Below are 24777 nucleotides of genomic sequence, written 5' to 3' on the forward strand. Positions count from 1 at the left end.
CCCGCTTTTAAGCCAAAAGGCCAAGAAAGCGGGATTTTGTCAGGTCAGATACTCCAGCCTTCTGCGGCTTGCCGTAACGATAAGAAGCGTTTATAAACACCGTCCTGCTGCACGAGTTGTGCATGTGTTCCTTGTTGCGCAATGCGGCCGTCAGCCACGACCAGTATCTGATCGGCGTTTTGGACGGTGGTCAGACGGTGGGCGATGACGATGATCGTTTTGCCATGCACCAGCGCACTGATTGCCTGTTGAATGGTGTGTTCATTTTCCGGGTCCACGCTGGCGGTTGCTTCATCCAAAATGACAATCGGGGCATTTTTCAATATGGCCCTGGCAATGGAAATCCGCTGTTTTTCACCGCCGGAAAGCGTGGACCCGCCGTCGCCGATTACCGTTTCATACTGATTGGGAAGCGCCATAATAAAATCATGGCAGCAGGCTTTCTTTGCCGCCGTTACAATTTCTTCCAAGGTGGCTGCCGGCTTGCCGAACCGGATATTATTCAGCACGGTATCATGGAATAAATAGACTTTTTGGAATACCATGGCGATATTCTTAAGCAGACTGTCGCAAGTCATGGTTTTCACATCGACGCCGCCTACGGTTACGCTGCCCCGGTCGACGTCATAGAATCTGGCGATGAGACTGCAGATTGTCGTTTTACCGCTGCCTGACGGGCCGACGATGGCAGCCGTTGTGTTTTCAGGGATGACGAAGGACACGTTTTTTAATATCTGCCGCTGTTCATAAGCAAAGGTTACATTCTGAAACCGAATGTCATAGGCGGACAAAGCCATATCTTTGCTGTTCTGGTCAATACATTCCGCATTTTCGATGCCGGCTAATTTGTCCAGGACGGCATCAATAATTTTCAGGACGTGCGCTGCATTATTGACGGTTTCAATATGGCCGAAGATAACAAAAGAAAAAATAGCCATCATGAGCATGACCGGCAGGTCCAGGATTCCGTTCAGCGCAAACAGTGCCGAGAGCAGGACCATTCCTGTTGCCGCCGCCTTCAGCGCCAGCAAATGGAGGCAATTATAAGGGACATAATTTTTTTCAATTTTGACGTTAATGTCCCGGTTGCTTCTATAGGCTTTGAGAATTGCTTCCCTGGCCACTCCGTCCTGCTTAAACGCCTTTACGACCGGCATGCCGCGGATGTACTCAAAGGTTGCCGCCACCATGCTGTCCCGCGTTTGTTGCTGGACCGGCGCATTCTTGCTGCTTTTATTTCCCAGCAATGTCAGGAACAGGGCCGATACCAGAATGCCGGCGGCGGCGATGAGGGCAATCCAGCCGTTGTAAACAGCCAGGCAAAGGATCATGGTCAAAACACTGATATAGCCGTTAACCACCGTGTCAATCATCTTCATGCCGAACAGCTCGATAAAGGATAGGTCGGTTGTTACCGCCGCGGCGATTTCGCCGGCATTTTTTTTACTGAAAAAACCCAGGGAAACCCGTTTTAAGACGGCGCCGATCGCCAGCCGCTGCTCGGCGGCAACCTCATAGCCGATGCTCTCCTGGGCGGCGGCCCGCAGATAGGCAAACCAGAACCTGCCGGCAACGGCAAAGATCATAAAGCCTGCCATGTAGAGAATCTGGTCAGTGGTCAGCGGGGCCGTGCCGTTGCTGTCCTCGATGATGAGATTGAGTCCGTAGGCGGCGCCCATGATCGGCATGGCGGTAAAGAGGGTATGAAGGAAGGAATAGACAAAGCCGGCATACAGGCGCCTTTGGCGCCGGCCGGACCAGGTTATGATCCGTTTTATTATTTTATACACAGCGTTTCACCTCGGTGGTCTCCCGGTAGGCTTGGTTGGCCGCCCAGTTTTTTGTGCCGATATGGGCATCCCACATGGCCCGATAGAGTTTACAACCGGCAAGCAACTCATCATGTTTGCCGGTTGCTGCAATCCGTCCTTTATCCATCACGACGATTTGGTCGGCCTGTTTGATGGTGGACAGCCGGTGGGCAATCACCAGCAGCGTCTTGCCGTTGGTCAGGGCGGCAATGGATGTTTGCAGCTTGTCTTCATTTTCCGGGTCGGTAAAAGCGGTTGCTTCATCGAGGATTACCACCGGCGCATTTTTTAACAATGCCCTGGCAATGGCGATGCGCTGTTTTTCTCCCCCCGACAGCTTGCTTCCCGCCTCGCCGGCACCGGTATCATAGCCGCCGTCCAGTCTGCGGATAAACTCATCGCAGCAGGCAGCCCGGGCCGCAGCCAGCACTTCGCTGTCTGAAGCCGCCGGATTCCCCAGACGGATATTTTCCCGCAGCGAGCAGTTGAACAGGAAATTATCCTGGGTCACAAAACTGATGGTATCGGCAAGCTGTGTCAAAGGCAAGTTCCTGATTGCCACCCCGCCGATTCTGATTTCGCCGCTGCCGGCATCCCAGAAGCGGGCAATCAGCCGCGCCACCGTAGATTTGCCGCCGCCGGAAGGACCCACCAGCGCCGTAAAGCTGCCTTGGGGAAGCTTTAAATTGATGTCGTGAAGCACATTGCTGCCGGCATTGTCCGCCGGCGAAGTCCGGGCCGTGTCATAAGCAAAGGACACATGATCCAGTTCAATATCAAACCCGTTCAGTTTTGCCGGCCTGTCTGGGGCCGGCAGTTCTTCCAGAGTGAGAAGTTCGACGGCATCATTCACCGCGTATTCTACGGATTTTGCATCATTGACAAATACCGTAAAGCTGGTTAAGGGCGCTACGATTCCCAGGGACAATATCAGGCACATGGTGAGATCGGCCGGGCTTAACGGCCCGTTAAGATACAGCAGCATGCCGGCCGGCATTGTGCCCAGCAAGGTGGAAGGCAGGACCGAACCGCCAAAGTTCATGAGTTTCCAGGTGCTGCGGAACCAGTTGAGGGTATACTCCTTAAATGATTGCACCGCCCTTTCAAATTTTTCATAAGAGGCGGCGGATTGGTTAAAGGCCTTGACGACCTCAATGCCCTCAATATATTCGACAATCACGCTGTTCACGTGGTTGCTCGCCTCCGTATAATCGGCATACTGGCGGTTAAAGGTTCTCATCATGATGGCGTAGGCTGTGACCGCGACCGGGATCGTGAGCATGGCTGCCAGTGCCATGCGCCAGTCGATCAGTACGAGATAGAAAAATACGCCCACAGGCAGCAGCAGGTTGGAGATTCCTTCGGGGATCAGGTGGGCCAGAGGAACCTCGATGCTTTCCGCCCGGTCGATGATTACATTCTTCAGTTTTCCTGCCGGCTGGTTCAGCACGGTGCCGAGGGGAGCCTTCATCAGTCTGCCGGCCATCCGGATGCGCATGTTCTCCAGGATGCTGTAGGCGGAATAATGAGCCAGCATGGTTGACAGGGCATAAAAACCGATCTTTATGACATGCCCGACAAGACATACTGTTGCCCAGAACCAGAGTGCGCCCGCCGTCTGGCGGCCGTCGAAAAATAAAATGATGATCTGATACACGCCGATATAAGGCACGAGTCCGCCGATGACGCTGATAATGGCGCATAGTACCGAGCCCAGCATCTTTTCACGGCACTCGGCGGCAAAGGAAAAAACCGTTTTCAGCCAATGATTTTTTTTGATTTTTTTCATCGTGGCTTCACCTCTTCTGTGTTTGGTTCCCGGAAACGACCGATTTTACCGCAAAAATATAATACGGGTTGGCCGGCAACTGCCGGTCAACCCGTATTATATTTGTTTTACTTTGCTGTTATCTACTCCGCACCAACGACGGCTGCTCCGTTTAGACAAGAGATTTCCGGTATTCCTGTGGTGATTTGCCGGTTGCGGCCTTAAAGGCCGTAGCAAATTTACTGGCATTATCGTAACCCACTTTGCCGGCGATCATGGCAATGCTTTCATTGCTCCGGCTCAGCATCAGCGCCGCCGCCTGCATGCGGTAGGCCCGCAGGTAAGTTTTGACGGAAGCGCCATAAACCCCTTTGAAACAAAGCTTCAGCGTAGTAAGCGGTATATCGAACCTAGCGGACAGTTCATTCAGGGTGAAGTGACGGTCCATATTCTCGCTGATGTACTTCCTGACCGCTTTTACAGTATTCACCTGCCTCCGGGGGAAATAGCGACGCTCTTCGCCGTTGCCGGGGGCTTCAACGGCGCTCAAAAACAGCAGCAATTCCAACACTTTAATCTTAAAGTACATTTGTCTGATTTGACCGGGCACAGTATAGAGCTCGGAGAAAATATGCTGAATGGAATCGCCGGCGCGCATGATGAAGGGTTTGGCGCCGGTGCAGAATTTTTCCTGTAAGGCGGTTACATCCACCGCAAAGCCGTCCAAAACAGTTGATAGCGTTTTGCGGGCTTCATCGATATAGATTGCGACCGTTATACCGTGATAATGGTTTAGTGGAAAGCCGTAGTTGTTGGTATGATTTTTTTTGTTGCTGATCTGCAGGTCGCCTTCGGCCAGATACATATAGGACCCGTTTTGAAATTCCCATTCAATGCGGCCTTCCCGGCAGTGATCAATTCCCAGCATGTTTACTTTCGGCTGAAATTTGGCATAACAGCCGGACATATGAAAATCATTGTACATCAGATCAATGCCGGGAAATACCCGGTAGCAGGTCATAGTGCCCTCGCCGGAGACATCCTGCATTTTATAAATGGTACATGTTTCATCCTGTTTGGTGATCGTAATGTTACCGCCGTAATAAATTTTTTCTTTTCCTGTGATTTCCACATTATCTCACCTTTTAGCAGCCGTGTTTCATACTACCGTTTCAGTTTCTAGCTGTTCATCCATAATTCCTTTATGCCGCCGCATACCGCTTTGTACAAGATGCGGCCGGATACACCTTAGTCAAGATAAATGAAATGTGGTATGATTGAGATAACGATTATATTTATTATAGGAAGGAATGGTCAAACTGCAACTATTCTTTAACAAAGAAAATGAAGTAGATATTAGCGGATTAAACATTAAATCTACTGTGCAGGACTTTTTCGATGCTATTGATGAGTTCTTGACTGAAAATCCATTGCCATGCGATACCTGTAAGCAACATTGCTGTAAAGGCAGATTCAAAATCAATATGGACAGTATCAGCGCTAAAAAAATATCCAAAGGAAAGGTTGAACGCATAATTCCCAAACTGTTTGTTGACGCGGGCCAAAATAAACTGGAGGTATACTTTGTTGCCGGAAACAAAAAATGCCGTCACCTGGACGGCCTGGCAAGATGTCTTATTTACAAAGAGCGGCCGGCAAGCTGCCGGACTTATGTCTGTATTCCGCAAAGCCCATGCTATAAAATCCTCGATGCGGCAATTGTTGCGGAAATGCATCATGCTATGCGGGCAGAATATCTTGATGCGGTTATAGCAGACCCGGCAACGCCGCCGGGAGCTATTGAGCCGGCAAAAACATTGCGCCAGGAAATAATAAGCAACAGCATAGCCTACGGATACAACAATTACAGCGAAATCCTGATCAAGGATTGTGTAAGAGCTGATTTAGCACATTCCAACGTGTCCCAGGAAGAAGTCCGTTTGTTTTACGAAACCATCAAGAATCAATAGAGAGGAGGTTTAACAAATTTTTGTCCAATTTCGAAGACACCCACTTCTATAAGTGGGTGTTACCGCTTCTAAACTTCGGTGGGGGTAGAGTCCCCCACCGAAGCCCCGAAGTTTAGCAGAAGCTAAACGAGTTCACTACGAATTAGTGCTGAAGCTTTCGGAAACTACTTACTATTTCAATGATCGCGCCGATTAAAAGGGTTATACAGATGAACTTTGTTGTAAAAGTCAGGGCCTCTAACAGAATAGTAACTAAATACCATCCGGATACCAATGGTGTAATGTATGATAGAACAATCAAAGGTATTAACGATAGCAGAAATAAATAAGTAGCAGGATAATTTTTCAGCATATGATCATCCCCTTATTGTATTTCTCTTTCTATTTTCATTATATTCTGTACATTTCAATTTGTCTATCAATTCAGGCAAAAAAAATTAATAAAAAAATTTAGGGGTCCGCCATGGCTTACAATTACCATGGCAGACCCCTAAGTGCTCCTTAAGTGAATGATCCTAAGTGAATGACCCTAAGTGAAACACAGCAATTTCTGCCGGACAGCCGAGGCGAAAAGGCAGGCAGTGTCCTGCGCCTACACTCACATAGCCGTAATTGTCTTTTTGCCGATACATGCCGCGTGTATAGGCAAAGGGCAGGGGATATGCCGGTTTTTCGAAGATGCCGATCTGCCCCCCGTGGGTATGACCGGTCAGAGTAAGAGAAATATTGCGTTGAAAACCATCGTCGATAAAATCCGGATGATGAGCCAGCAGTATTGTAAATGACCCATGGGGGATTCCCCTATGGGCGGCAGCGATATATTGACGACGTTTTTCCTTACGCTCCGCCGCGTTGTTTGCCCACGGGTAATCAACCCCGACAATGTAAACCGGCTGTTCACCCGCCATCAATCGATAATGAGTATTTTCAATTAGCGTAACAGTACTTTTAGCGATACGTTCGCGGATTTTACCCATGTTTTTATAGTGCTCGTGATTGCCCCAGCAATAATAAATCCCATGACGCAGGTCAAGGCTGAGTTGTTCAAGCCGGGCAAAGGTCTCATCCAGCATATCCAGATCATCAATAAGATCGCCGGTGATTGCCAGTAAATCCGGCTTTTCCCGCCGTATCATGCCGGCAACATAATCCAGCTTATCCAGGTTAAAAAACGGTCCGATATGCGTATCGCTCAATTGAGCGAGTTTCAGCCCATTCCAGGCGGCAGGCAAGCCGGAAAAAGTCAATTGATGCCGCCGTACGACAATCTCCGTGTCGCCGATGAAAACACCCTGTGTCCCCACCCCGAAGGCAAAAACCGGCGTAATGGACGCCATTTTTCGTAAAAAAATTCGGCGGGACATTTCCGGTGTATTGTCTGCTGCCTGTTCCGCCGGCTGGGCAAATAATTGCATAAAATATTGGCAGCCATAGAAAAAAGGTATAGTCAATATTATGGCAAGCTGACTGAAACACCAATTAAAAGCAATATAGAGCGCCAGGTAAAAGCCATGTACATACATGAAATTGGCAGAGGGCTCAATTACCCAGTAGTATACAATTAGGCAGAAGGTAACCGAAGTGAGCATCCAGTATCCTGTACGCACAAAGCGATTGCTGAAAATGGACATCTTCCTGCATAGAAAACGGTAATCAACCCAGCTGATTACCAAATACAAACAAGAAATCAACGCGACAAGAGAATAAAAAGATATCGTCCGCATGGTCTAACAACCTCCCGCCTCCCAATTCCCGGAAGCTTGTGGAGCATTCTTGCTCCCACGATAGATGTTGTTTCCATCTTAACATGTTTCCCGGGGAGCCATATTAGCGGGAAGTTAAATAATCGTTAACACTTAGCTGAGTTTTGTCGTACTGATCCGTTCCCTGTCGCAACACTGGAAGATATTGCTGCTTTATTGTGATATAATAAATATATCTATAGATTTATGAATTCGAGAGGAGATTTTTATGGCACAGGAAATATTAGCTCAAGATGATGCTGACACAAAGAAAGTAAGTTGGGAGGCTTTTATCAAGCAAGATGTACTTAACTTTATGATGACACATAACTTGCAGGCAATTACCGTAGACGACGGCGCCGGTAAAAAAGGCGTCGTTAAACGAACAGCGAAAGGTGACTTTTCAGTCCAGATTACTTCTAATGAGATACTTTAGCGGTCTGTTAGTTTTAGAGTTTACAGACCATTAGGAAATAAATGCCTTGAAGAATGATATCATCACAGATGGTTATCATATTTGGGGAGGGATAAAAATGACCCAGAAGTATCGCTCGATGGAAGAGTTAGATGCATCGCTTCCGGATAAACATGAGGTTGCCGCAGAGCTTGGCATACCATTGGACAAAGGACATAACGAAAATTTAACAACCAGGGAAGCCGGGAAAATCGGCGGCAAGATCGGCGGCGAAAAAATCAAAAAAATAATTGAGATGGCTGAGGCCCAGATGGCGGAAAGGAAATAACGCCGGAGTAAAAGATTTCTGACGGTAATTATGATCCTGGTTCCAGCAGCACTTTATTGCAGTTAGGGACGAAAGCGCTAAAAAAGAGGAGACCTGGGGAGTTCAGAGTGTGTGAACTGCTCCCAGGTCTTTTTCGTTATAGTAAGAAAGTATCTGTTTAGGACGGCGCAGGACAGCCTTATTAATGCTGCGCTGTCCTTTGCCTGCCGGTCGTCAAAAAGACGCGTTGGCTTTTTTCTTAACTGCCTTTCAAAAGGCTGACCCGGCACGACTCGGGATACCTCTTTTAGCTGAAATACCTCAAATATATATAGGCGTGACAAATCAAAATAGACAGCAGCATAAATGGGAAAGCCACTTTAAAGAACTGGCGAAAGTTAAGCGGAATACCATTTTTCTCTGCAATTCCGGCCACAATAACATTAGCTGATGCTCCGATCAATGTGCCGTTACCGCCCAGGCAAGCTCCCAATGCTAACGACCACCATACCGGCTCCAGATTAATGCCGGAAATTTGCCCCATCTCCTGCAACATTGGAATCATTGTAGCTACAAACGGAATGTTGTCAATAAAAGCTGAAGCAATAGCCGACAGCCAGAGGATTAAAAGCGAAGTTTCCAGTACCTGCCCCTGGGTTATATTTAGGCTCCATTGAGCCAGTGCTTTGATTACCCCGGTAGCTTTCAGTCCTCCTACCAGGACAAAAAGACCGACAAAAAAGAAGATGGTCGGCCATTCAATACTAAGCAGTATTTCTTCCGGCTCTTCTTTGCTGATTAACATCAACAGCATGGCTCCGGCCAGGGCAATTGTCGCTGATTCTATGTGAAAGACCCCGTGCAGCCCAAAACCGGCGATAGTAATTGCCAGTACCGCCAAAGATTTTTTCAATAACTGCCAATCGCTGATTTCGTCTTTATAGTGCAATTTTAATATGTTTTGACGATTTTCTTCATCTACCTGCAAGTCCTTTCTGTATAGCAGAACAAAAATACCAACCATTATAAATGCAATTAAAATACTCACCGGCGCTAAGTTATTAACAAACGCATTAAAGCTCAGACCAACAGCACTGCCAATCATAATATTGGGAGGATCGCCGATGAGGGTGGCGGTACCGCCAATATTCGAAGCAATAATCTCAGAAATCAAAAATGGAACCGGGTTGACTTGCAGTTTATCGGTTAACGTAATTGTGACCGGTACGATCAGCAAAACGGTGGTCACATTGTCTAAAAAGGCTGATGCAAAAGCTGTAATCATAGATAACAATGCCAACAGCCGGAGAGGATAGCCTTGGGTAACAGTGGCCGCCCATATGGCAACCGCCTCGAAGACGCCTGTGCGGCGGGTAATGGTTACAAGAATCATCATACCGATTAACAACCCCAAAGTATTAAAATCGATAGCGTCTTTGATAGCTGTCTCCTGACTCAAAAAACCAAGCAGCAGCATGATGATTCCACCGGTCATGGCTATGACCATCCGGTGAATTTTTTCCCAGATTATCATGATATAAATGGCAACGAAGATTATGATAGAAACATAAAAAGCAGTATCGTACAAACAATCATCTCCCTAATATTTAATATTGGAAATAAGCAAGAGGAGCCCTTGGTGACAGGCTCCTCCCAAAAACAAAACTATTTTATTATCTAGTTATTAGTATACTCTTTCACCATATATTAGTCAAATACTAGGTAAGAATAGCCCGTTCCGAGACGATTTGCCTGTTATTGCATCACTGTGATGGCATCGCCATCTTTTATATCATTTATGTTGGTCGTTATGACCAGGCTTTGTTCCGGCAGGTCGGAGGTAATTTCCGTGAAATCGCCGATGGTTTCCCCGATACTTATTGGTTGGATTGCAGCTTTGCCATTAGCTGCCAGGTATATAAAATTTTGGCCATGGTCATCCCGGAGTACCGATGCGGCAGGAACGGCGGGGACTACGGCTGTTCTGCCGGTGTCGATACGAACATTAACCGACATACCGGATTTTAGTAAACCGGCCGGATTATTAGTGAGTTTAGTATGGGCAAGGAAGGAAGGAATCTGGTTGGCTTCAACCTGAGGATAGATTCTGCAAACTTGACCCGCGATACTTTGTTGCGATATGTCTATTGTAGCCGGGGTGCCCAAATGGACCAGATACAAGTCATTTTGGTCAAGATGAACGACAACCTCTACTTCCTGACCGCTTCCTAAGGATATCAGCTGTTGACCGGCCTGCACCCCTTGCCCGAGGGCAGCGGCTATAGCAGTCACTATGCCGTCGATCGGCGCGTTAATAGTGGCGGAGCCATTTATGGGGACACTAGAGGACTGGGTTGAGTTTAAGCTTTCTTTTGCTTCTTGCAGGCGGGCCGCGGCCATCTCCATTTGCCGGCGGGGAATACCCCCAATTTCGAATAATTTTTGATAGCGGTTATATTCTTTCAGGGCATTGTCATAATTGGCTTGGGCCTGCGGCGAAACTCCTGCCGTTTGATTTCCTGCTGCTTCCGAGGACCCTTGCAGCGTAAATAGAGGCTGACCGGCTTTCACTGCCTGGCCTGCCGTTACGTATAGCTCGCTGAGGAGACCGGAGAATGCGGCGTTGACAGGGACGGATTCCGAGCTTTCGGTAGAACCCGTGCGGACAATATATATTGACTTATTTACGGTACCTACCGGTACAGCCGTAAGAGTAACCGGCGCTTGCGAAACAGTATGCCGGGTCCGGGGTACAAACGGAAACAGGTTGTAATTGGCGGCCAATAGCAGCGCCACCAGACAGATAACTGCGGTTAGGGCAATAATAAGGCGGTATTTTTTGGTGATTCTTTCCACATGTATCACCTCCAATAATGATCAGGTGGCAATTACTATGTTCTCACTTTTTGCTTTTTGCGTCAAGTCCAGGTGGAAAAGTGAAGTTTAACTGCAGGGTGGGAAAAAGACCGGATTTCCGGTATAATGTATATTGATAGGTTGTCAACACCTTGATGACTTGACATTAGTCATTGCCATACGCTTGTCGCGGCAGCGGCGGCTATATTTTTCTAAAGGAGGAGATGCAGTAATGCATATTCTGCCCAAAACGCATAATGAGCAGCAAGTAGGCAGCAGGCGGCTGCCTGTTGTTTCTGTCAGATGGATTGTTTCGCTGTTGTGCTTACTTATCCTATTGACAGGAATTTTTACCCATCACCGGGCAATCAGTGCGGGCAGTAGTGCAACATCTAAGTTGGAACCTGTCCGGCCTAGCGGAGGCGGACAGACGCAAGACATTGAAAAAATGGCCAGGAGTACTGATAAATTGGCGACTAAGCCTTCCATCTGGCCGGTTAGCGGCGCAGTCACCTCGGGTTTTGGCTGGCGTATTTCCCCTTGGGGCGACGGTAATGAATTTCATCCGGGGATTGACATTGCCAACAGTATGGGTACGCCTGTCGTTGCCACTGCTGATGGTAAGGTTGTGGAGAGTGGATACTCCGAGGGCTATGGTAATATCGTGCAAATTGATCATGGCAACGGCATTGCAACTATTTATGGACATAACTCCAGCATAATAGTAAGCGTCGGTCAAAGTGTGAGAAAGGGTCAGATTATTTCTTATGTGGGCAGTACAGGGAAAAGTACAGGCCCGCATGTTCATTATGAAGTCAGAGTAAATGGCACCGCTGTTGATCCTATTGGCTTTATGGTTCTGTATTAAGCGGCACGTTCGCTTAGTTTATAGGAATAATGAATAATGGGGATGATAATGATACCGGGCCGGAACATTTTCAGAGCACTTACCATAAGATTTTTAATTTGCACCTTGTCCCTGTGAGTTTATTGCAGGATAATTTACATTTTAGTAGAATTTATGACATAAACTGCCTTAGAGATAAGTATGTTGTTTTCGTTATCGGTGCGGAGGTGCAGGATGAAATATGTAACAAAGCTGGTTTTGTCTGTAATGGTGATAGTGGGTCTGGGAAGTCAAGCCAGTGCTGCGGCCCTTGGACCAATTGGGCTGGATATAAACAGTCTGCGGGAGTGGGAAGTGAAAAACAGTTCCCTTGGCGGTAAACTTCTGCTTTCTGATAGTCCGGAGATGGTAGCAGATGATGGCATTTTGTACCAGGATATGGTGCAAGGGGATGTGCGTCTCTTTTTTTATCATGTGAATGCATCCAGAGATGTAAAAAAAATGGGGGTGATTCTGGAAAATAAAGGCCATGAAGTTGCTCATATTACTGTCAGCCGCTCTAGTTTGGGCGGGCCAGGGTATGGCTGGATGACGGTAGGAAAGGAAACGCTGACATCATACCTTGCCGGCAGCCCGGCTTATCAGATAGATGTTCCTCCCGGGGGAATGGTGCCACTGTCGGCAAGCATAAGTGAAAATGCGATTTTGCCCCATATGTTGATTCATGGCATTTATGACTTTACGGCTGATCGCCCCATAACCGTCAAAGTCCTGATGTTACCCGTAACCGAAGATTGTGTAAAATTTTCCCGGACGGCGAAGGTGCTTTCGTCTGACCGCTGGCATTTGCGCGGCACTTTTGAAGGCGCAAACAGGCAACTTTCTCCCGTCAGCGTTTATGATCCGGCTTGGGACGGCGCCGTAGCCTTAACTTTGGCTGACAATGAAGTCGACGTTTACTTGAAGGGGATCGACGCAACCGATGGAACGGAAGTTGTTAACTATGGAAATTATGGTGTTGTCTATCAAATTTTGCTTCCTTCGAAAAGTGGCGGCAGAATCGCCTATTATCTTGCGCCAAGGGGCGGGGATTACGCCGGCGCCATAGGAATAAACCATCCTGAGGTGAACTGGAGTCCGAGGGCAACGCCACTGGACAGGATATATTTCGGGAACAATAAACAAAAAGATTTTGCTTTCTTGGGTACTTATGACAGTGGTGATCCGTTATCCTTTACTTTCAGCCCGCCGGGAGCATCAAATTTACCGGTGAAACTTATTATTCTGCCACAGTGAGTTATAGTCTATAACGGAGAATACCAAATTTTTTACATAAAATTTCAAATGATTAAAAGGAAATAAATAATATCTGTAGAAAAATGTTATTAAACGATTAATTAACCCCCAGTTTAGCAGAGGGATAGCCCGGATTTGCCAGGATGACCCGGCAGGAGGTGATTGATTGTGGAACAGAGCAAGGTTGAAGATAAAAGGGACAAACATAAAGCGGTTGTGATTCAAGGCGTTGTTGCATCGGTGCGGGGCACTATCGTTGATATTATATTTGACGGCGACTTGCCTTTCATCCATACCATACTGCAAGCCGGCAGGGAAGGCGCTATCCATATCGAAATATTGGCCCATCTTGGGCTTCACCGCGCCCGGGGGGTTGCTTTAACTCCGACCCGGGGACTTGCCAGGGGAACCAAGGTTTATAGTACGGGTTCGCCCCTGCAGGCGCCGGTGGGAAAGAACATACTGTCCCGCATGTTTAATGTTTTTGGGCAAGCCATTGATCATCAAGATGAAGTTACCGGCGTTGAGTGGCGCTCGGTTCATAATCCGCCGCCAACGCTGGTGAGGCGTTCGGCCAAATCGGAAGTCTTTGCAACAGGCATTAAAGCTATTGATGTTCTTGTACCCCTTGAACGAGGCGGGAAGGCGGGACTGTTTGGCGGCGCCGGCGTGGGGAAGACCGTCCTCTTGACCGAGATGATTAATAATACCAGAGGACGTCATCATGGAGTGAGCATATTCTGCGGTATTGGCGAACGCTGCCGCGAAGGCGAGGAGCTTTACCGGGACATGCGGCAGGCCGGTGTTCTACCCAACACAGTACTGCTTTACGGGCAGATGGATGAACCCCCGGGGTGCCGCTTTCGCATCGGGAACGCCGCTTTAACAATGGCCGAATATTTCCGTGATGATGAACGGCAGGACGTGCTCTTGCTGATTGATAATATTTTCCGCTTTATTCAGGCGGGTTCAGAAATATCCGCCCTCCTGGGACAGATACCTTCCCGCCTTGGCTATCAGCCAACTATGAGTACGGAACTTTATGAGTTGCAGGAGCGTATTGCCAGCACTGATACCGGGGCTATTACCTCTATTCAGGCCGTATATGTCCCGGCCGACGATTTTACCGACCCGGCGGTGGTGCATACCTTTTCGCATCTTTCCGCCTCTATTGTTTTGTCGCGTAAACGGGCCAGTGAAGGGTTGTTTCCGGCTATTGACCCGTTGCAATCCTCTTCCAAAATGCTGTCGCCCAATATCGTCGGCAAACGGCATTATACATTGGCCCAGGAAATAAGGAAAACCCTTGCCGAATATGAAGAACTGAAAGATATAATCGCCATGCTGGGGATTGAGGAAATTTCCCAGGAAAATCGAAACATTGTATACCGGGCCAGAAAGCTGGAACGTTTTCTGACCCAGCCGTTTGTTACCACGGAACAGTTCTCAGGCCTGAAAGGGAAAATGGTTAGTTTGGAAGAAGCGCTGGATGGATGTGAGCAAATACTGGCAGATAAATATCAGGATTTACCTGAAAACGCGTTTTATATGATAGGCGCTATTAGTGAAGCTGAAAACAAATCTTCCGCTAGGCCCCGGGACGATGACGGACAAAAGGAGAAAGTGGATGGAAGTGCCGGCAATGCATCTTAAAGTCATTCTTCCCCACCAGATTTTTTGGCAGCAGGAAGGCGTTAAACGAATTGTCGTTGAAACCCGGCAAGGCTCTCTTGGTTTGTTGCCACGCCGGTTGGACTGTGTAGCCGATCTGGTGCCGGGGATACTAACTTATGAAACAGATCCGGCGGGAGAGTCCTACCTGGCTGTTGATGCCGGTATGCTTGTAAAGTGCGGGTTTGAGGTACTGGTCTCGGTACGTAACGCAATAGCGGGAGACGAGTTGGAAAATCTGCGACAAGCGGTAGAGGCGCAATTTATGAAATTAAATGAACAGGAAAAAAGCGTCCGTATGGCATTGGCCGGACTGGAAAATAGTTTTATCCGCCGGTTTATGGAGTTAAAACGTTATGGTTCAGAATAAGCGTCAAAAAATAACTGCGAAAATAACTACAGAAGAATATGATACCGCCCTAAAAGATGCGGTGGAGAACAAAGCGGCCAGGAAACTTAGAAAACGGCTCCGGAAGTTCAAAAACATCTGGTTCGGATTTAGTGTATTCGGACTGGTTGGCTGGTCGGTGGTAGTTCCCTGTCTTTTGGGAACCCTTTTAGGGATCTGGCTGGACAGGAATTACCCCCGGCAGTATTCATGGACTTTGACCTTTTTACTGGCAGGGCTGATCCTGGGTTGTTTCAATGCCTGGCGCTGGGTGGAGAAAGAACGCCAGAAAATTCACCGCGAGGAGGATGACGGATGACAATGCTTGTGGTTTCCTTTGGGGCCGGGTTGGTATTTGGTATTATCTTCTTTGGCGGTTTATGGTGGACTGTTGTCCGAGGCGTTTCATTCAGACGGACGAAAATGTTATTCATAATCAGTTTTCTGGTTCGGGCCGGGATGGTTATACTGGCACTTTCTTATATTGCCGGCGGCGACCCTATTCGGATAGGCTGTTATATGCTGGGCTTTTTAACGGCCAGGACAGTTGTCATGCGGCGCTTTCAGCCGCCAAGGGAAGGAGAAAGGGTCCAAGATGAATCTTACTCCTGATGAAGTGATCTATTGGCAACACGGTTTTATCAAAATTAATTCCACCATTGTAACAACCTGGGGGCTGATGCTCGTTATGGCGTTTGGCGCGTGGCTGATAACCAGAAGGCTTTCAACCGGGATACAGATTACCCGCTGGCAGAACGCCATGGAGATTGTGGTCATATTTATCCGGGGCCAAATTCAGGAAGTCGGTCTGCCAAAACCCGATAAATATCTTAATTTCCTGGTAACCTTGTTTTTGTTTACCGTCTTTGCGGCTATTTGCACCGTCATTCCCGGCTACGAATCACCAACTGCATCCCTCTCGACCACAGCGGCTTTAGCCATTTGCGTGTTCATTGCCGTTCCCCTTTACGGCATAGCCGAAAGGGGGACGAAAGGTTACCTGAAACGGTATATCGAGCCTACGGTCATCATGCTCCCTTTCAATATCATTACCGATTTTTCCCGTACGCTGGCCCTGGCAGTAAGGCTGTTTGGCAACATGGTTAGTGATGCCATGATAGTAGGAATCATCCTGGCCGTAGCGCCGCTGATTTTTCCGGTTGTCATCAAGCTGCTGGGGTTATTGACAGGTCTGGTTCAGGCTTATATCTTTACGATTTTGGCTATGGTGTATATTGCGGCGGCGGTCAGCGGCCGGGAAGGCTGAAAATAAACAGGAGGTAGAAGAAATATGGATGGTGTCACTATGGTAGCGGTTGCTTCTATTATTATGATAGGCTTCACAATCAGTATCGGCAGTATCGGGCCGGCACTCGGCGAAGGCCGGGCGGTGGCGACGGCCCTTACTGCCATTGCCCAGCAACCGGACGAGGCCGGTACCATTTCGCGCACTCTGTTTGTCGGTCTGGCGATGATTGAATCCATGGCCATTTACTGCTTTGTTATCTCCATGATTCTTATTTTTGCAAACCCATTTTGGAACTATGTTATTTCTAAAGCCGGGGGTTAAGTTATGCTGATTGATTGGTTTACTGTCGGTGCCCAGATAATTAACTTTCTTATCCTGGTGTTGCTTTTAAAACGTTTTCTTTTCCGACCTATCCTTAAGGCCATGGATGAACGCGAACAGAAAATTGCCGCCAATCTTGAAAACGCTGCCGCCGCCAAGGTGGAGGCCGAAAGGGAAAAAACGCTTTTTCAGGATAAAACCCAAGCGTTGCAGCAGCAAACAACGGCAATGCTGAAAAAGGCCGAAGTGGAAGCCGATCAGAAATATCAAACTCTGTTGGAAGAGGCCAAAAACGAAGTAAAGAAAAAACAGGCGGCCTGGTACAACGCTCTTGAAAATGAGCAGCAAGCCTTCTTGAATCAGCTGGAGGCCAAAGCGCAGCAAGAAGTCTTTGCGGTCGCCCGGCAGACCTTGGCCGATCTGGCCGGCGCCGATCTGGAAGAACAGATGGTTCATGTTTTTATTCGCAAGTTTAAAGAGTTTGTTCAGGACAAAGAGAGAAACAAGGAAGAAACCGCCGGTTTTCTCTATAACGCTGAGAATCCCCTGCTGGTTCGCAGCGCTTTTCCCTTATCGGCAGTGTCACGGCAGTCGGTTGAAAAGGTGCTGCAACAGGAAATACCCGGTGCTGCGCGGATCATTTTTCAAGTGGCGCCGGAAATGGCCGGTGGCCTTGAACTGGCGGTAGGCGGGCAAAAGGTTTCCTGGACAATAGGGAATTATCTGTCATCCTTACGCCAAAGCATGAAGGAAATACTGGAGAGGAAGAAAAACGACAATGTGGCGCGAAGCTGAAGGACTGTCAGCGATTCTGGATAACACGTTTAATGCTTTGCAACAGGCCGCCCGGGAATATAAACCTGTTATTGCCTGGCGGGAAACCGGCACTGTTAAGTCCTTAGCCAACGGCATTGCCTGGATAGAGGGATTGCCTGGGGCGGAACTGGAAGAACTGGTGCAATTTACCGACGACCTGGCGGGAATCGTTTTTAACCTGGATGACAAGGAAGTGGGAGTTGTTCTCCTGGGAGATAACCCGGACCTGGAAGCCGGCGCCCAAGTGCAACGGACCGGCCGGGTGGCGGACGTGCCGGTGGGCGAAGGGCTGCTGGGCCGGGTTATTGACCCTCTGGGTAAACCGCTGGATGATAAAGGTCCGCTGGCTGGTAAAAAACGGCTGCCTATCGAAAGAGAAGCGCCGCGGATTATGGATCGTTCGCCGATTACGGTGCCGCTGCAAACGGGTATTAAAGTAATTGACGCTCTGATTCCCATCGGCCGGGGGCAGCGACAGCTCATCCTGGGGGATCGCCAGACGGGGAAAACGGCGATCGCTGTTGACACCATCATCAATCAGCGGGATACCGGCGTAATTTGTGTGTATTGCGGGATTGGGCAGCGTGGGGCCTCGCTGGCCGGATTAATTGCGGAGTTGACAGACAGGGGAGCATTGGACTATACTGTGGTTGTTATCGCCGAAGGAAACGAGCCGCCGGGGCTGCGTTATATTGCGCCCTATGCCGCCACAGCCATTGGTGAGTACTTTATGGAACAAGGGCGGGACGTTCTCATCGTTTATGACGATTTGACCAACCATGCCACCACATACCGGGAAATTTCCCTGCTTTTGCGCCGGCCCCCCGGGCGGGAAGCTTATCCCGGCGATATTTTTTATATCCATTCCCGGTTGTTGGAACGTTCCACCCAATTAAGAGGGGAAAGCGGCGGCGGCTCACTAACCGCCCTGCCGATCATTCAGACCGAGGCCCAGAATATTTCCGCCTATATTCCCACCAATCTTATATCAATTACCGATGGACAGCTGTACCTATCGCCAAACCTTTTCCAAAAAGGAATGTTGCCGGCCGTGGATGTGGGAAAGTCAGTTTCCCGTGTCGGCGGGAAAGCTCAGATTAAAGCCTATCGGTCCGTAGCCGGTGATCTGAAACTAGCCTATTCCCAATTTGAAGAACTGGAGATTTTTTCCCGGTTTGGCACCAGGCTGGACGACCAAACCCGCAGGATACTGGAGCATGGACACCGTATCCGTTCCTGTTTGAAACAGCCGCGCTATCAGCCGCTGACGGTAGAGCAGCAAATAACCTTATTGCTGGCATTAACCGCCCGACTTTTTGATGAAATTCCTTTGGATCATCTGCCGGTATTGGAACAAGCCGTTATCCAAACTGCCGCCGAGATGCCGCAGGAGATCCGGGAGCGTATTCTTACGGGAAAAATTTTGACAGAGCAGGACCGCGACATCATCCTGGCAATGCTAAAAAGACGTTTTGCCGGCTGGGAGGTAAATGATGGCACAAACGCTGGATATTCTGCAACGGAAGATAAAGAGCGCAATGGAACTTCAGTCGGTAGTTGACACGATGAAAGCGTTAGCTGTAGTCAACATCGGGATTTACGAAAAAGTCGACCAATCCTTATCGGAATATTACCGCACAATTGAGTTGGGGCTCATTGGGATTTTGCGCCAGTATCGTCCGGTTTTATTATCTCCTGGCTACAGACAGGCCGCCGGCGGCGTCGGGATTGTCATTTTTGGTTCCGATCAGGGGATGGTAGGACAATTTAACGATTCCCTGGCCAGCCTCATTATGGATAAATGGGGACCGACTAACGGGAATATAAGCGTGTGGGCGGTTGGCGAGCGCATCACTCTGAAGATCCAGGATAAACTGGCTATTGAAAAGCAGTATCGTGTGCCCGACTCAGCCAATGGGATTGTTTCCCTCATTGGCAGCATAGTGCTCGATATTGACAGAAAACGTCAAACAGGAGCAATCCATCAACTCTCTATTTTTTACAATAAACCTTTAGCCGGTACCGGCTACCAGCCGACGGTCCAGCAGCTTTTACCCATTGACCTGCAATGGTTGGCCGGACTGGAGGAGCAACCGTGGCCGACAAACAAGCTGCCTCAGGTTGTCCAAGAACATAATGAGGCTTTTCAATTGTTCATCAGGGAATATTTATTTATTTCCCTGTGCCGGGTTTGTACCGGTTCCCTGGTAAGTGAAAATATCGGCCGATTGGCGTCAATGCAGCGGGCAACAAAAAATATCGATGATTTGTTGGCGCAACTGCGGGGCATATATAACGAGGAACGCCAAAGTTCCATTACGGAAGAATTATTTGACCTGGTTTTCGGATTCGATGCCTTGGCGCGTGATACAGATAGATGACAGGTCAGGCGGAATCATTCATGGTATGATGGTATGTCTCTGGAAAAATAATTAGGAGGTTGGTTTTATAGTGAATGCAATCATTTATTCGGCAATTTTGGAAAACCAGGTATTAAAATTTGATTACGAAGGAGGAGTGCACACAGTAGAACCATTTTGTTACGGGGTCAGTTCGGTTGGTGAACCCGTATTGCAGGCCTATCAAATCGCGGGCGGCAATAATCCCAATGACGCTATTGGCTGGCGGTTGTTTAAAGTATCGGGAATGACCAATATAGCTACGATAGATAAAAAATTTAATCCGCGAAAAGATGGATACAGTTCCAATCCGGCTATAAGCAAGATATTTTGTGCTGTACCGGTGAATGAATAATAAGCCGCAAAAGGAAAAGTGGAGATTTCCGGAACCGGAATGAAGCTGAAGCCGCTAATTTTGGCGGCTTTTTATGTTTAGTGAGTTTGCTGGGATCATTACAAAGAATTAACAATAGTTAACCGAAACTTAATCATTTCCGGAAGAACTAGGCGATAGAATTATATTTAGTATTAGCTTTAACAGGGGGGGGATTCATTGACGAAAAAATGTGTTGCAAATGATAAAAGGCTGTTGGTGAAATGCTTTTTGACAGCTGACTATAAATGAGTTGGGGAGGCATGGCGATCATGCGTATAGAAGAAGGAAAATATCTGGTGAAACTAGCCGAAACTTCAGACGAAAAGGAACAAGTATATAGACTGCGACATGATGTTTATCATAAAGAACTCAATCTTATTGGTAAAAACGCCCAATGCGAGCAGGAGTATGATAGTTACGATGAAATTTGTGACCATTTGATTATCCGCGATGTAGAAGCAAACCGGTGTGTCAGCACGTTCCGATTTTTATCGGGAAAAAAGCTGCAGGGAAATGCCGGTTTCTATTCGGAACAATGGTTTGATATTGGCAACTTAAGCCGTCAAAGAAGCAAGGTTTTGGAACTTGGGCGGGCCTGTATAGATTTGCAGTACAGGAATACAAAAGTATTTAAAATGCTTTTTGCCGGTGTGGGCGCATATCTGAAGCTATATCCCCATGATTATTTGATTGGTCTTACAACCGTGTCTTGCAACTCAAAGCAGCATATCAGAATGATAACAGAGTACTTGATAAATAAGAAAGTCGTTAATGTCTCTTTTGGAATAAAACCTAAAAAACATTTTGAAATCAACGAAGCGGAGTTAAGGGGTTACACGATGGCGGCATTCACTGAAAGGGAGGTATTCAGCAAGATGTCGACCCTAATGCTGGCATATCATAAATATGGCGCGGAATTTATTAGTGAACCGTCGATTGATGTTGACTTTAACCCGCCGGTAGTTGATTTTTTCACGATTTTTAATACTGAGAAATACCCGAAATGGGTATCATGAGTCAACTCTAAATCACATTGAAACTGAATAATATAAGAGGTCAACAATTAATGAAGCCTTTTCTAAGTCAAGCCGCCACTCGGCTTAAACGAAAAATATTGGCACTACTGCAAATCGGAGCGGCCCATGTGATTGTATATTGGGTATTCAAACTCAGAGCTCAATTGAGGGTTGACCGCAGCGGCATGCGGGGAATGAAGCCGCCATTCATCGTACTGGGAAATCATACATCCAATTTTGATCCGGCGCTGGTGCAGCATGTTATATCACCCTATCCCTGTTATTTTCTTACTTCCAATTATTATTTCCGGTTGCCAATTGTGAGGCAGGTATTAAATATATTCGGCGCAATTCCCAAAATACAGTTTTATCCCGACATACGTTCGGCGCGCATGATGGTGGAAGCCATTTCCAGGGGGGACGCCGTGGGCATATTTCCGGAAGGGCGTCGCTCAATTGACGGGAAATGCTGCCCGATACCCGATTCAGTGGCGAAATTGATTAAGAAGTTCAAAGTTCCGGTTGTGTCCGTCAGGACAAGGGGCGGCTATTTTATTTGGCCCCGTTGGTCTTCCTTCTGGCGGTCCGGCAGTGTGGAGACGGTTGCTAAACCGATTCTGACAACAGAAGAGATTTGTAAAATGGATGTTCAGGAAATATATGATATTATTTGCCAGGCGTTGACATATAACGATTATGAATGGAATCGCACCGCCCGGGAAAATTATTATCATAAAAATGCGGCCGAGCGGCTCCATCTTGTTTTGCACCAATGTCCGCGCTGTTTCGCCGAGCGGACGATGCGCAGCAAAGGAATCAGGCTTTACTGCAGCGCGTGCGGCAATACGGCGGTTATCGACGAGTCTGGTTTTTTGCAGCCGCTTGACGGCGAGAGCGTTATTTTTGACGATCCGGTAAAATGGAATGCCTGGCAGCGCAATAACATGCTTGCGCTTTTGCGCGACGACCGCTTTACTATTCATGTCAAAGTAAAAGACCTTCGCATTGCCGACAAATATTATGGTGAATATCGCAGCTGCGGCTATGGGGAAATTATCCTCAATAAAGACGGCATGCGGTTTTGGGGTCCAATTGACGGGCGAATGACGGAACTATTCTTTCCCTGTGAAACCATGCCTTCGATTTCCACGGAATTCAGAGATGACTTTGAGATCTGTGATAATATTAATGCATGGTGGTTTTTTTTGGAAGAAGAACAGCAAACCGTTCGGATGGAAGCTGCTATATCGCTGCTTTACGAACAAAAAATGAGTCCACTCCGAAGCATCTGAAAAAATGGCTGTAAGTTTTATATGTATGTTTCAAATGCTGGCTGTTAAGGGAGGCTGCCCGGGATGCTTAGGCTGTCACCGCTGGGGGCATTGTATGCCACCCAATTTCTGTCTGCTTTCGTTGACAATATGATCTTATTCATTATTCAAGCTATTATTATACGGGATGCCTATCCTGATTTCTACCTGCCTTTCGTGCAAAGTACTTTTCTTGCTTCTTACATTTTTTTATCGCCGTGGGTTGGCCGTTTTGCCGACCGAAAGCCAAAAGCCCGGATACTCAAGGTGGGCAACATCGTGAAAACCGCCGGTGTCCTGCTATTGCTCCTGAATTTTTCCCCGGCTCTTAGTTACGCGGTAGTAGGGTTGGGGGCAGTGATTTACAGTCCTGCCAAATATGGCATGCTGCCCTTTCTCACCCAGGGCGAGGATCATCTGCTCCGGGCGAATTCCGGTTTGGAGAGCTATACCATTTTAGCTATCCTGGCCGGTTCGGTGGCAGGTGGTTTTCTCGCCGACCTCTCCATACCCCTGGCGCTTGGTACCTGTGTGCTTTTATACGGCGCCTCCGTCGGCACCAACACTTTAATCCCCGAGGATCCCGGCAACACGGCTATCAGCTATAGAAACGCCATCCGCGAATTTATTGCCGATACCGCCACTTTGCTAAGTCAGCGTCAAAGCCATTACTCCCTGCTGGGGACGGGTTCTTTCTGGCTTGCCTCCGCTGTCCTCCGGATGATTATCTTTGCCTGGGCGCCGCTCACGCTGGGAATAACCAGCGGCTCGGCCATCAGCCTGATTATCGCCGTCACCGGCGTAGGCATTGTAATCGGGGCGGCGGTTACGCCATACCTGGTTAGCATCCGGAGTTATCAGCGTACCGTCTGGTTCGGTTTCGCCATGGGGCTGTCGATCCTGGCTTTACTAAAAATAACCAGTCTGCCGGCCGCTGTTATCTTCCTGCTGCTGATTGGAGCGCTGGGAGGCATCTACATTGTGCCCATGAATGCCTGCCTGCAGCAGGTAGGTCAACGTACTGTCGGGACGGGCAAGACCATCGCCGTCCAGAACTTTCTGGAGAATACATTCATGTTTGCCGGCGTAAGCGCCTACACCGTAGCCACCAAAACGGGCGTAGCCACAAATACCTGTATAGGCGTCACCGGTATGGGTTTCTTATTCTTTGTTGGGTATTTATTCCTGTCTTCCCGAAAGGGAGGCACTATATGCAACGTATAATTTCGCGAGCAAAGACCGGGTCAGGCTGTTGAAAAACTTCGCCTAGCGTCGTTGCTCCTCAGAGCCCTGGCTTGCGTACCCCCCAAAGTACGCGGCGCGGCGGGCTCTTCCGGTGCGCCTAGCTATGCTCGTTTTTGAACAGCCTGGGATTTGTCGCGAGCAAAGACCGGGTCAGGCTACATTATTGCAATAATGCAAGCCTGACCCGGTCTTTTAACCCAGTTCATTTCTGAGCACAGTTTTTGAACTTTTTCCGGTATTTAAATTTTCAATACTACCCGGCCTAAGACATGATTTGCCGGGACCGGGCCGATATACCGGCTGTCCTTGCTGTTATTGCGATTATCACCCATGACAAATACTTTGTTTTCCGGAACAACAATTTTTTGGGCAGATGCATATTGCATCGCTTCTTTTACATAAGGTTCATCCAAAGCCGTTCCGTTCCGGTAGACCTTGCCATCCTTAAACTCAAGGGTATCGCCGGGTTTGCCGATAACTCTCTTGACCCAGATATGATGATCGGAATCATTGATAACTTTGGTTACCGCTAAATAGGTGTTCAGGGGGTCGGATATATCGTCTTTCCAAGAGCGTTCGCGCAAGACCCGGCTGTCAATAATGACAATATCGCTATAGTCCGGTAATTGACCCAGAGTATGGGATATTTTGGATACAAACAGATAGTTATTGTTTTCCAGCGTCGGTTCCATCGAACTGCCTTGAACCCGTGTGGGTTGAAAAAGGAAGGCGTTTATAACAAGCGCCAGCGCAAAAGCGATTGTAATGCTGTATACCCAGTCCAATAATTCTCTCAATAGTTTCATCTTATTCTCTTGTCCTCCTGTCCTCCTGGCCCTTAAGTAAAAGAACTTAATAGGCATTAAAATTGTATCAAATTCTTAACACCAAGGCAAGGTAAAAATGTGCTAATAAACGGGTGCGGTCTATTTTTTATAGATATAACAGGGTGACAGGAAAAAATATTTCAGTTA

Annotated in this window: 25 protein-coding genes; 18 read left to right on the forward strand and 7 right to left on the reverse strand. The window is 47.9% G+C overall.

The window, feature by feature from the left end; genetic code table 11:
- Positions 1–44: 44 nt before the first annotated feature.
- The 3 genes from MAMMFC1_RS12470 to MAMMFC1_RS12480 all read right to left on the reverse strand — a co-directional run bounded on the left by MAMMFC1_RS12470 (position 45) and on the right by MAMMFC1_RS12480 (position 4711).
- Positions 45–1790 (reverse strand): ABC transporter ATP-binding protein, encoded by a 1746-nt coding sequence (locus MAMMFC1_RS12470; protein WP_126308820.1) that lies wholly within the window; start codon positions 1788–1790, stop codon positions 45–47.
- Positions 1783–3600: an ABC transporter ATP-binding protein gene (locus tag MAMMFC1_RS12475; RefSeq protein ID WP_232035437.1), complete on the reverse strand. Its 1818-nt coding sequence runs from the start codon at positions 3598–3600 to the stop codon at positions 1783–1785. Before MAMMFC1_RS12475 ends, MAMMFC1_RS12470 begins: the two co-directional genes overlap by 8 nt.
- Before the next feature lie 151 nt (positions 3601–3751).
- On the reverse strand, positions 3752–4711 hold the full coding sequence (locus tag MAMMFC1_RS12480; RefSeq protein ID WP_162499706.1) for a helix-turn-helix domain-containing protein: 960 nt from the start codon (positions 4709–4711) through the stop codon (positions 3752–3754).
- 178 nt (positions 4712–4889) lie between these two features.
- Here MAMMFC1_RS12480 and MAMMFC1_RS12485 point away from each other — a divergent pair, with 178 nt between their 5' ends.
- Entirely contained in the window at positions 4890–5549 is a 660-nt protein-coding gene (locus MAMMFC1_RS12485; RefSeq protein ID WP_126308821.1) for a YkgJ family cysteine cluster protein, read from the forward strand.
- A gap of 515 nt (positions 5550–6064) precedes the next feature.
- Here MAMMFC1_RS12485 and MAMMFC1_RS12490 read toward each other — a convergent pair.
- Complete coding sequence (locus MAMMFC1_RS12490; RefSeq protein ID WP_126308822.1) at positions 6065–7273, reverse strand: metallophosphoesterase; 1209 nt, start codon at positions 7271–7273, stop codon at positions 6065–6067.
- Between the two features lie 247 nt (positions 7274–7520).
- On the opposite strand from MAMMFC1_RS12490, the gene MAMMFC1_RS12495 reads away from it, so the two are divergent.
- Complete coding sequence (locus MAMMFC1_RS12495; protein ID WP_126308823.1) at positions 7521–7727, forward strand: hypothetical protein; 207 nt, start codon at positions 7521–7523, stop codon at positions 7725–7727.
- A 97-nt stretch (positions 7728–7824) separates the two neighbouring features.
- Complete coding sequence (locus tag MAMMFC1_RS12500) at positions 7825–8034, forward strand: small, acid-soluble spore protein, alpha/beta type (RefSeq protein WP_126308824.1); 210 nt, start codon at positions 7825–7827, stop codon at positions 8032–8034.
- Positions 8035–8320: 286 nt separating this feature from the next.
- Here MAMMFC1_RS12500 and MAMMFC1_RS12505 read toward each other — a convergent pair whose 3' ends face one another.
- The gene (locus MAMMFC1_RS12505) at positions 8321–9601 is read right to left on the reverse strand and encodes an ArsB/NhaD family transporter (RefSeq protein ID WP_126308825.1); all 1281 of its coding nucleotides are present in this window, start codon (positions 9599–9601) and stop codon (positions 8321–8323) included.
- Between the two features lie 167 nt (positions 9602–9768).
- Entirely contained in the window at positions 9769–10869 is a 1101-nt protein-coding gene (locus tag MAMMFC1_RS12510; RefSeq protein WP_126308826.1) for an efflux RND transporter periplasmic adaptor subunit, read from the reverse strand.
- A 232-nt stretch (positions 10870–11101) separates the two neighbouring features.
- Between MAMMFC1_RS12510 and MAMMFC1_RS23020 the strand changes: the two genes are divergently transcribed.
- The 15 genes from MAMMFC1_RS23020 (at position 11102) to lplT (ending at position 23782) form a co-directional block, all read left to right on the forward strand.
- Positions 11102–11737 (forward strand): M23 family metallopeptidase, encoded by a 636-nt coding sequence (locus MAMMFC1_RS23020; RefSeq protein WP_126308827.1) that lies wholly within the window; start codon positions 11102–11104, stop codon positions 11735–11737.
- A gap of 213 nt (positions 11738–11950) precedes the next feature.
- Positions 11951–13012 (forward strand): hypothetical protein, encoded by a 1062-nt coding sequence (locus tag MAMMFC1_RS12520; RefSeq protein ID WP_126308828.1) that lies wholly within the window; start codon positions 11951–11953, stop codon positions 13010–13012.
- Positions 13013–13228: 216 nt separating this feature from the next.
- Positions 13229–14665 (forward strand): F0F1 ATP synthase subunit beta, encoded by a 1437-nt coding sequence (gene atpD / locus MAMMFC1_RS12525; RefSeq protein WP_126310599.1) that lies wholly within the window; start codon positions 13229–13231, stop codon positions 14663–14665.
- Positions 14640–15053: a F0F1 ATP synthase subunit epsilon gene (locus MAMMFC1_RS12530; RefSeq protein ID WP_126308829.1), complete on the forward strand. Its 414-nt coding sequence runs from the start codon at positions 14640–14642 to the stop codon at positions 15051–15053. The genes atpD and MAMMFC1_RS12530 overlap by 26 nt, the downstream gene beginning before the upstream one ends.
- Complete coding sequence (locus MAMMFC1_RS12535; RefSeq protein WP_126308830.1) at positions 15040–15390, forward strand: AtpZ/AtpI family protein; 351 nt, start codon at positions 15040–15042, stop codon at positions 15388–15390. Before MAMMFC1_RS12530 ends, MAMMFC1_RS12535 begins: the two co-directional genes overlap by 14 nt.
- Complete coding sequence (locus tag MAMMFC1_RS12540; protein WP_126308831.1) at positions 15387–15683, forward strand: ATP synthase subunit I; 297 nt, start codon at positions 15387–15389, stop codon at positions 15681–15683. Before MAMMFC1_RS12535 ends, MAMMFC1_RS12540 begins: the two co-directional genes overlap by 4 nt.
- Complete coding sequence (locus tag MAMMFC1_RS12545) at positions 15667–16338, forward strand: F0F1 ATP synthase subunit A (protein WP_126308832.1); 672 nt, start codon at positions 15667–15669, stop codon at positions 16336–16338. The genes MAMMFC1_RS12540 and MAMMFC1_RS12545 overlap by 17 nt, the downstream gene beginning before the upstream one ends.
- A 24-nt stretch (positions 16339–16362) precedes the next feature.
- Positions 16363–16641, forward strand: coding sequence for a F0F1 ATP synthase subunit C (locus MAMMFC1_RS12550; protein ID WP_126308833.1), 279 nt, complete (start codon positions 16363–16365; stop codon positions 16639–16641).
- 3 nt (positions 16642–16644) lie between these two features.
- Positions 16645–17436, forward strand: a complete 792-nt coding sequence (locus MAMMFC1_RS12555; protein ID WP_126308834.1) for a F0F1 ATP synthase subunit delta — start codon at positions 16645–16647, stop codon at positions 17434–17436.
- Positions 17420–19018: an alternate F1F0 ATPase, F1 subunit alpha gene (locus MAMMFC1_RS12560; RefSeq protein WP_126308835.1), complete on the forward strand. Its 1599-nt coding sequence runs from the start codon at positions 17420–17422 to the stop codon at positions 19016–19018. Before MAMMFC1_RS12555 ends, MAMMFC1_RS12560 begins: the two co-directional genes overlap by 17 nt.
- On the forward strand, positions 18951–19838 hold the full coding sequence (locus tag MAMMFC1_RS12565) for a F0F1 ATP synthase subunit gamma (RefSeq protein ID WP_158618756.1): 888 nt from the start codon (positions 18951–18953) through the stop codon (positions 19836–19838). Before MAMMFC1_RS12560 ends, MAMMFC1_RS12565 begins: the two co-directional genes overlap by 68 nt.
- A 70-nt stretch (positions 19839–19908) precedes the next feature.
- Entirely contained in the window at positions 19909–20211 is a 303-nt protein-coding gene (locus tag MAMMFC1_RS12570; RefSeq protein WP_126308837.1) for a WYL domain-containing protein, read from the forward strand.
- Between the two features lie 290 nt (positions 20212–20501).
- Positions 20502–21248 (forward strand): GNAT family N-acetyltransferase, encoded by a 747-nt coding sequence (locus MAMMFC1_RS12575; protein ID WP_158618757.1) that lies wholly within the window; start codon positions 20502–20504, stop codon positions 21246–21248.
- 50 nt (positions 21249–21298) lie between these two features.
- Positions 21299–22540 (forward strand): lysophospholipid acyltransferase family protein, encoded by a 1242-nt coding sequence (locus MAMMFC1_RS12580; RefSeq protein WP_126308839.1) that lies wholly within the window; start codon positions 21299–21301, stop codon positions 22538–22540.
- Between the two features lie 63 nt (positions 22541–22603).
- A complete protein-coding gene (gene lplT, locus MAMMFC1_RS12585) occupies positions 22604–23782 on the forward strand; it encodes a lysophospholipid transporter LplT (protein WP_126308840.1) in 1179 nt (392 codons plus the stop codon).
- 260 nt (positions 23783–24042) lie between these two features.
- On the opposite strand, the gene lepB is transcribed toward lplT, so the two are convergent.
- A complete protein-coding gene (gene lepB, locus MAMMFC1_RS12590; protein WP_126308841.1) occupies positions 24043–24609 on the reverse strand; it encodes a signal peptidase I in 567 nt (188 codons plus the stop codon).
- Positions 24610–24777 lie beyond the last annotated feature (168 nt).

This window comes from Methylomusa anaerophila (assembly GCF_003966895.1).
In the GTDB taxonomy this organism is placed as follows: domain Bacteria; phylum Bacillota; class Negativicutes; order Sporomusales; family Sporomusaceae; genus Methylomusa; species Methylomusa anaerophila.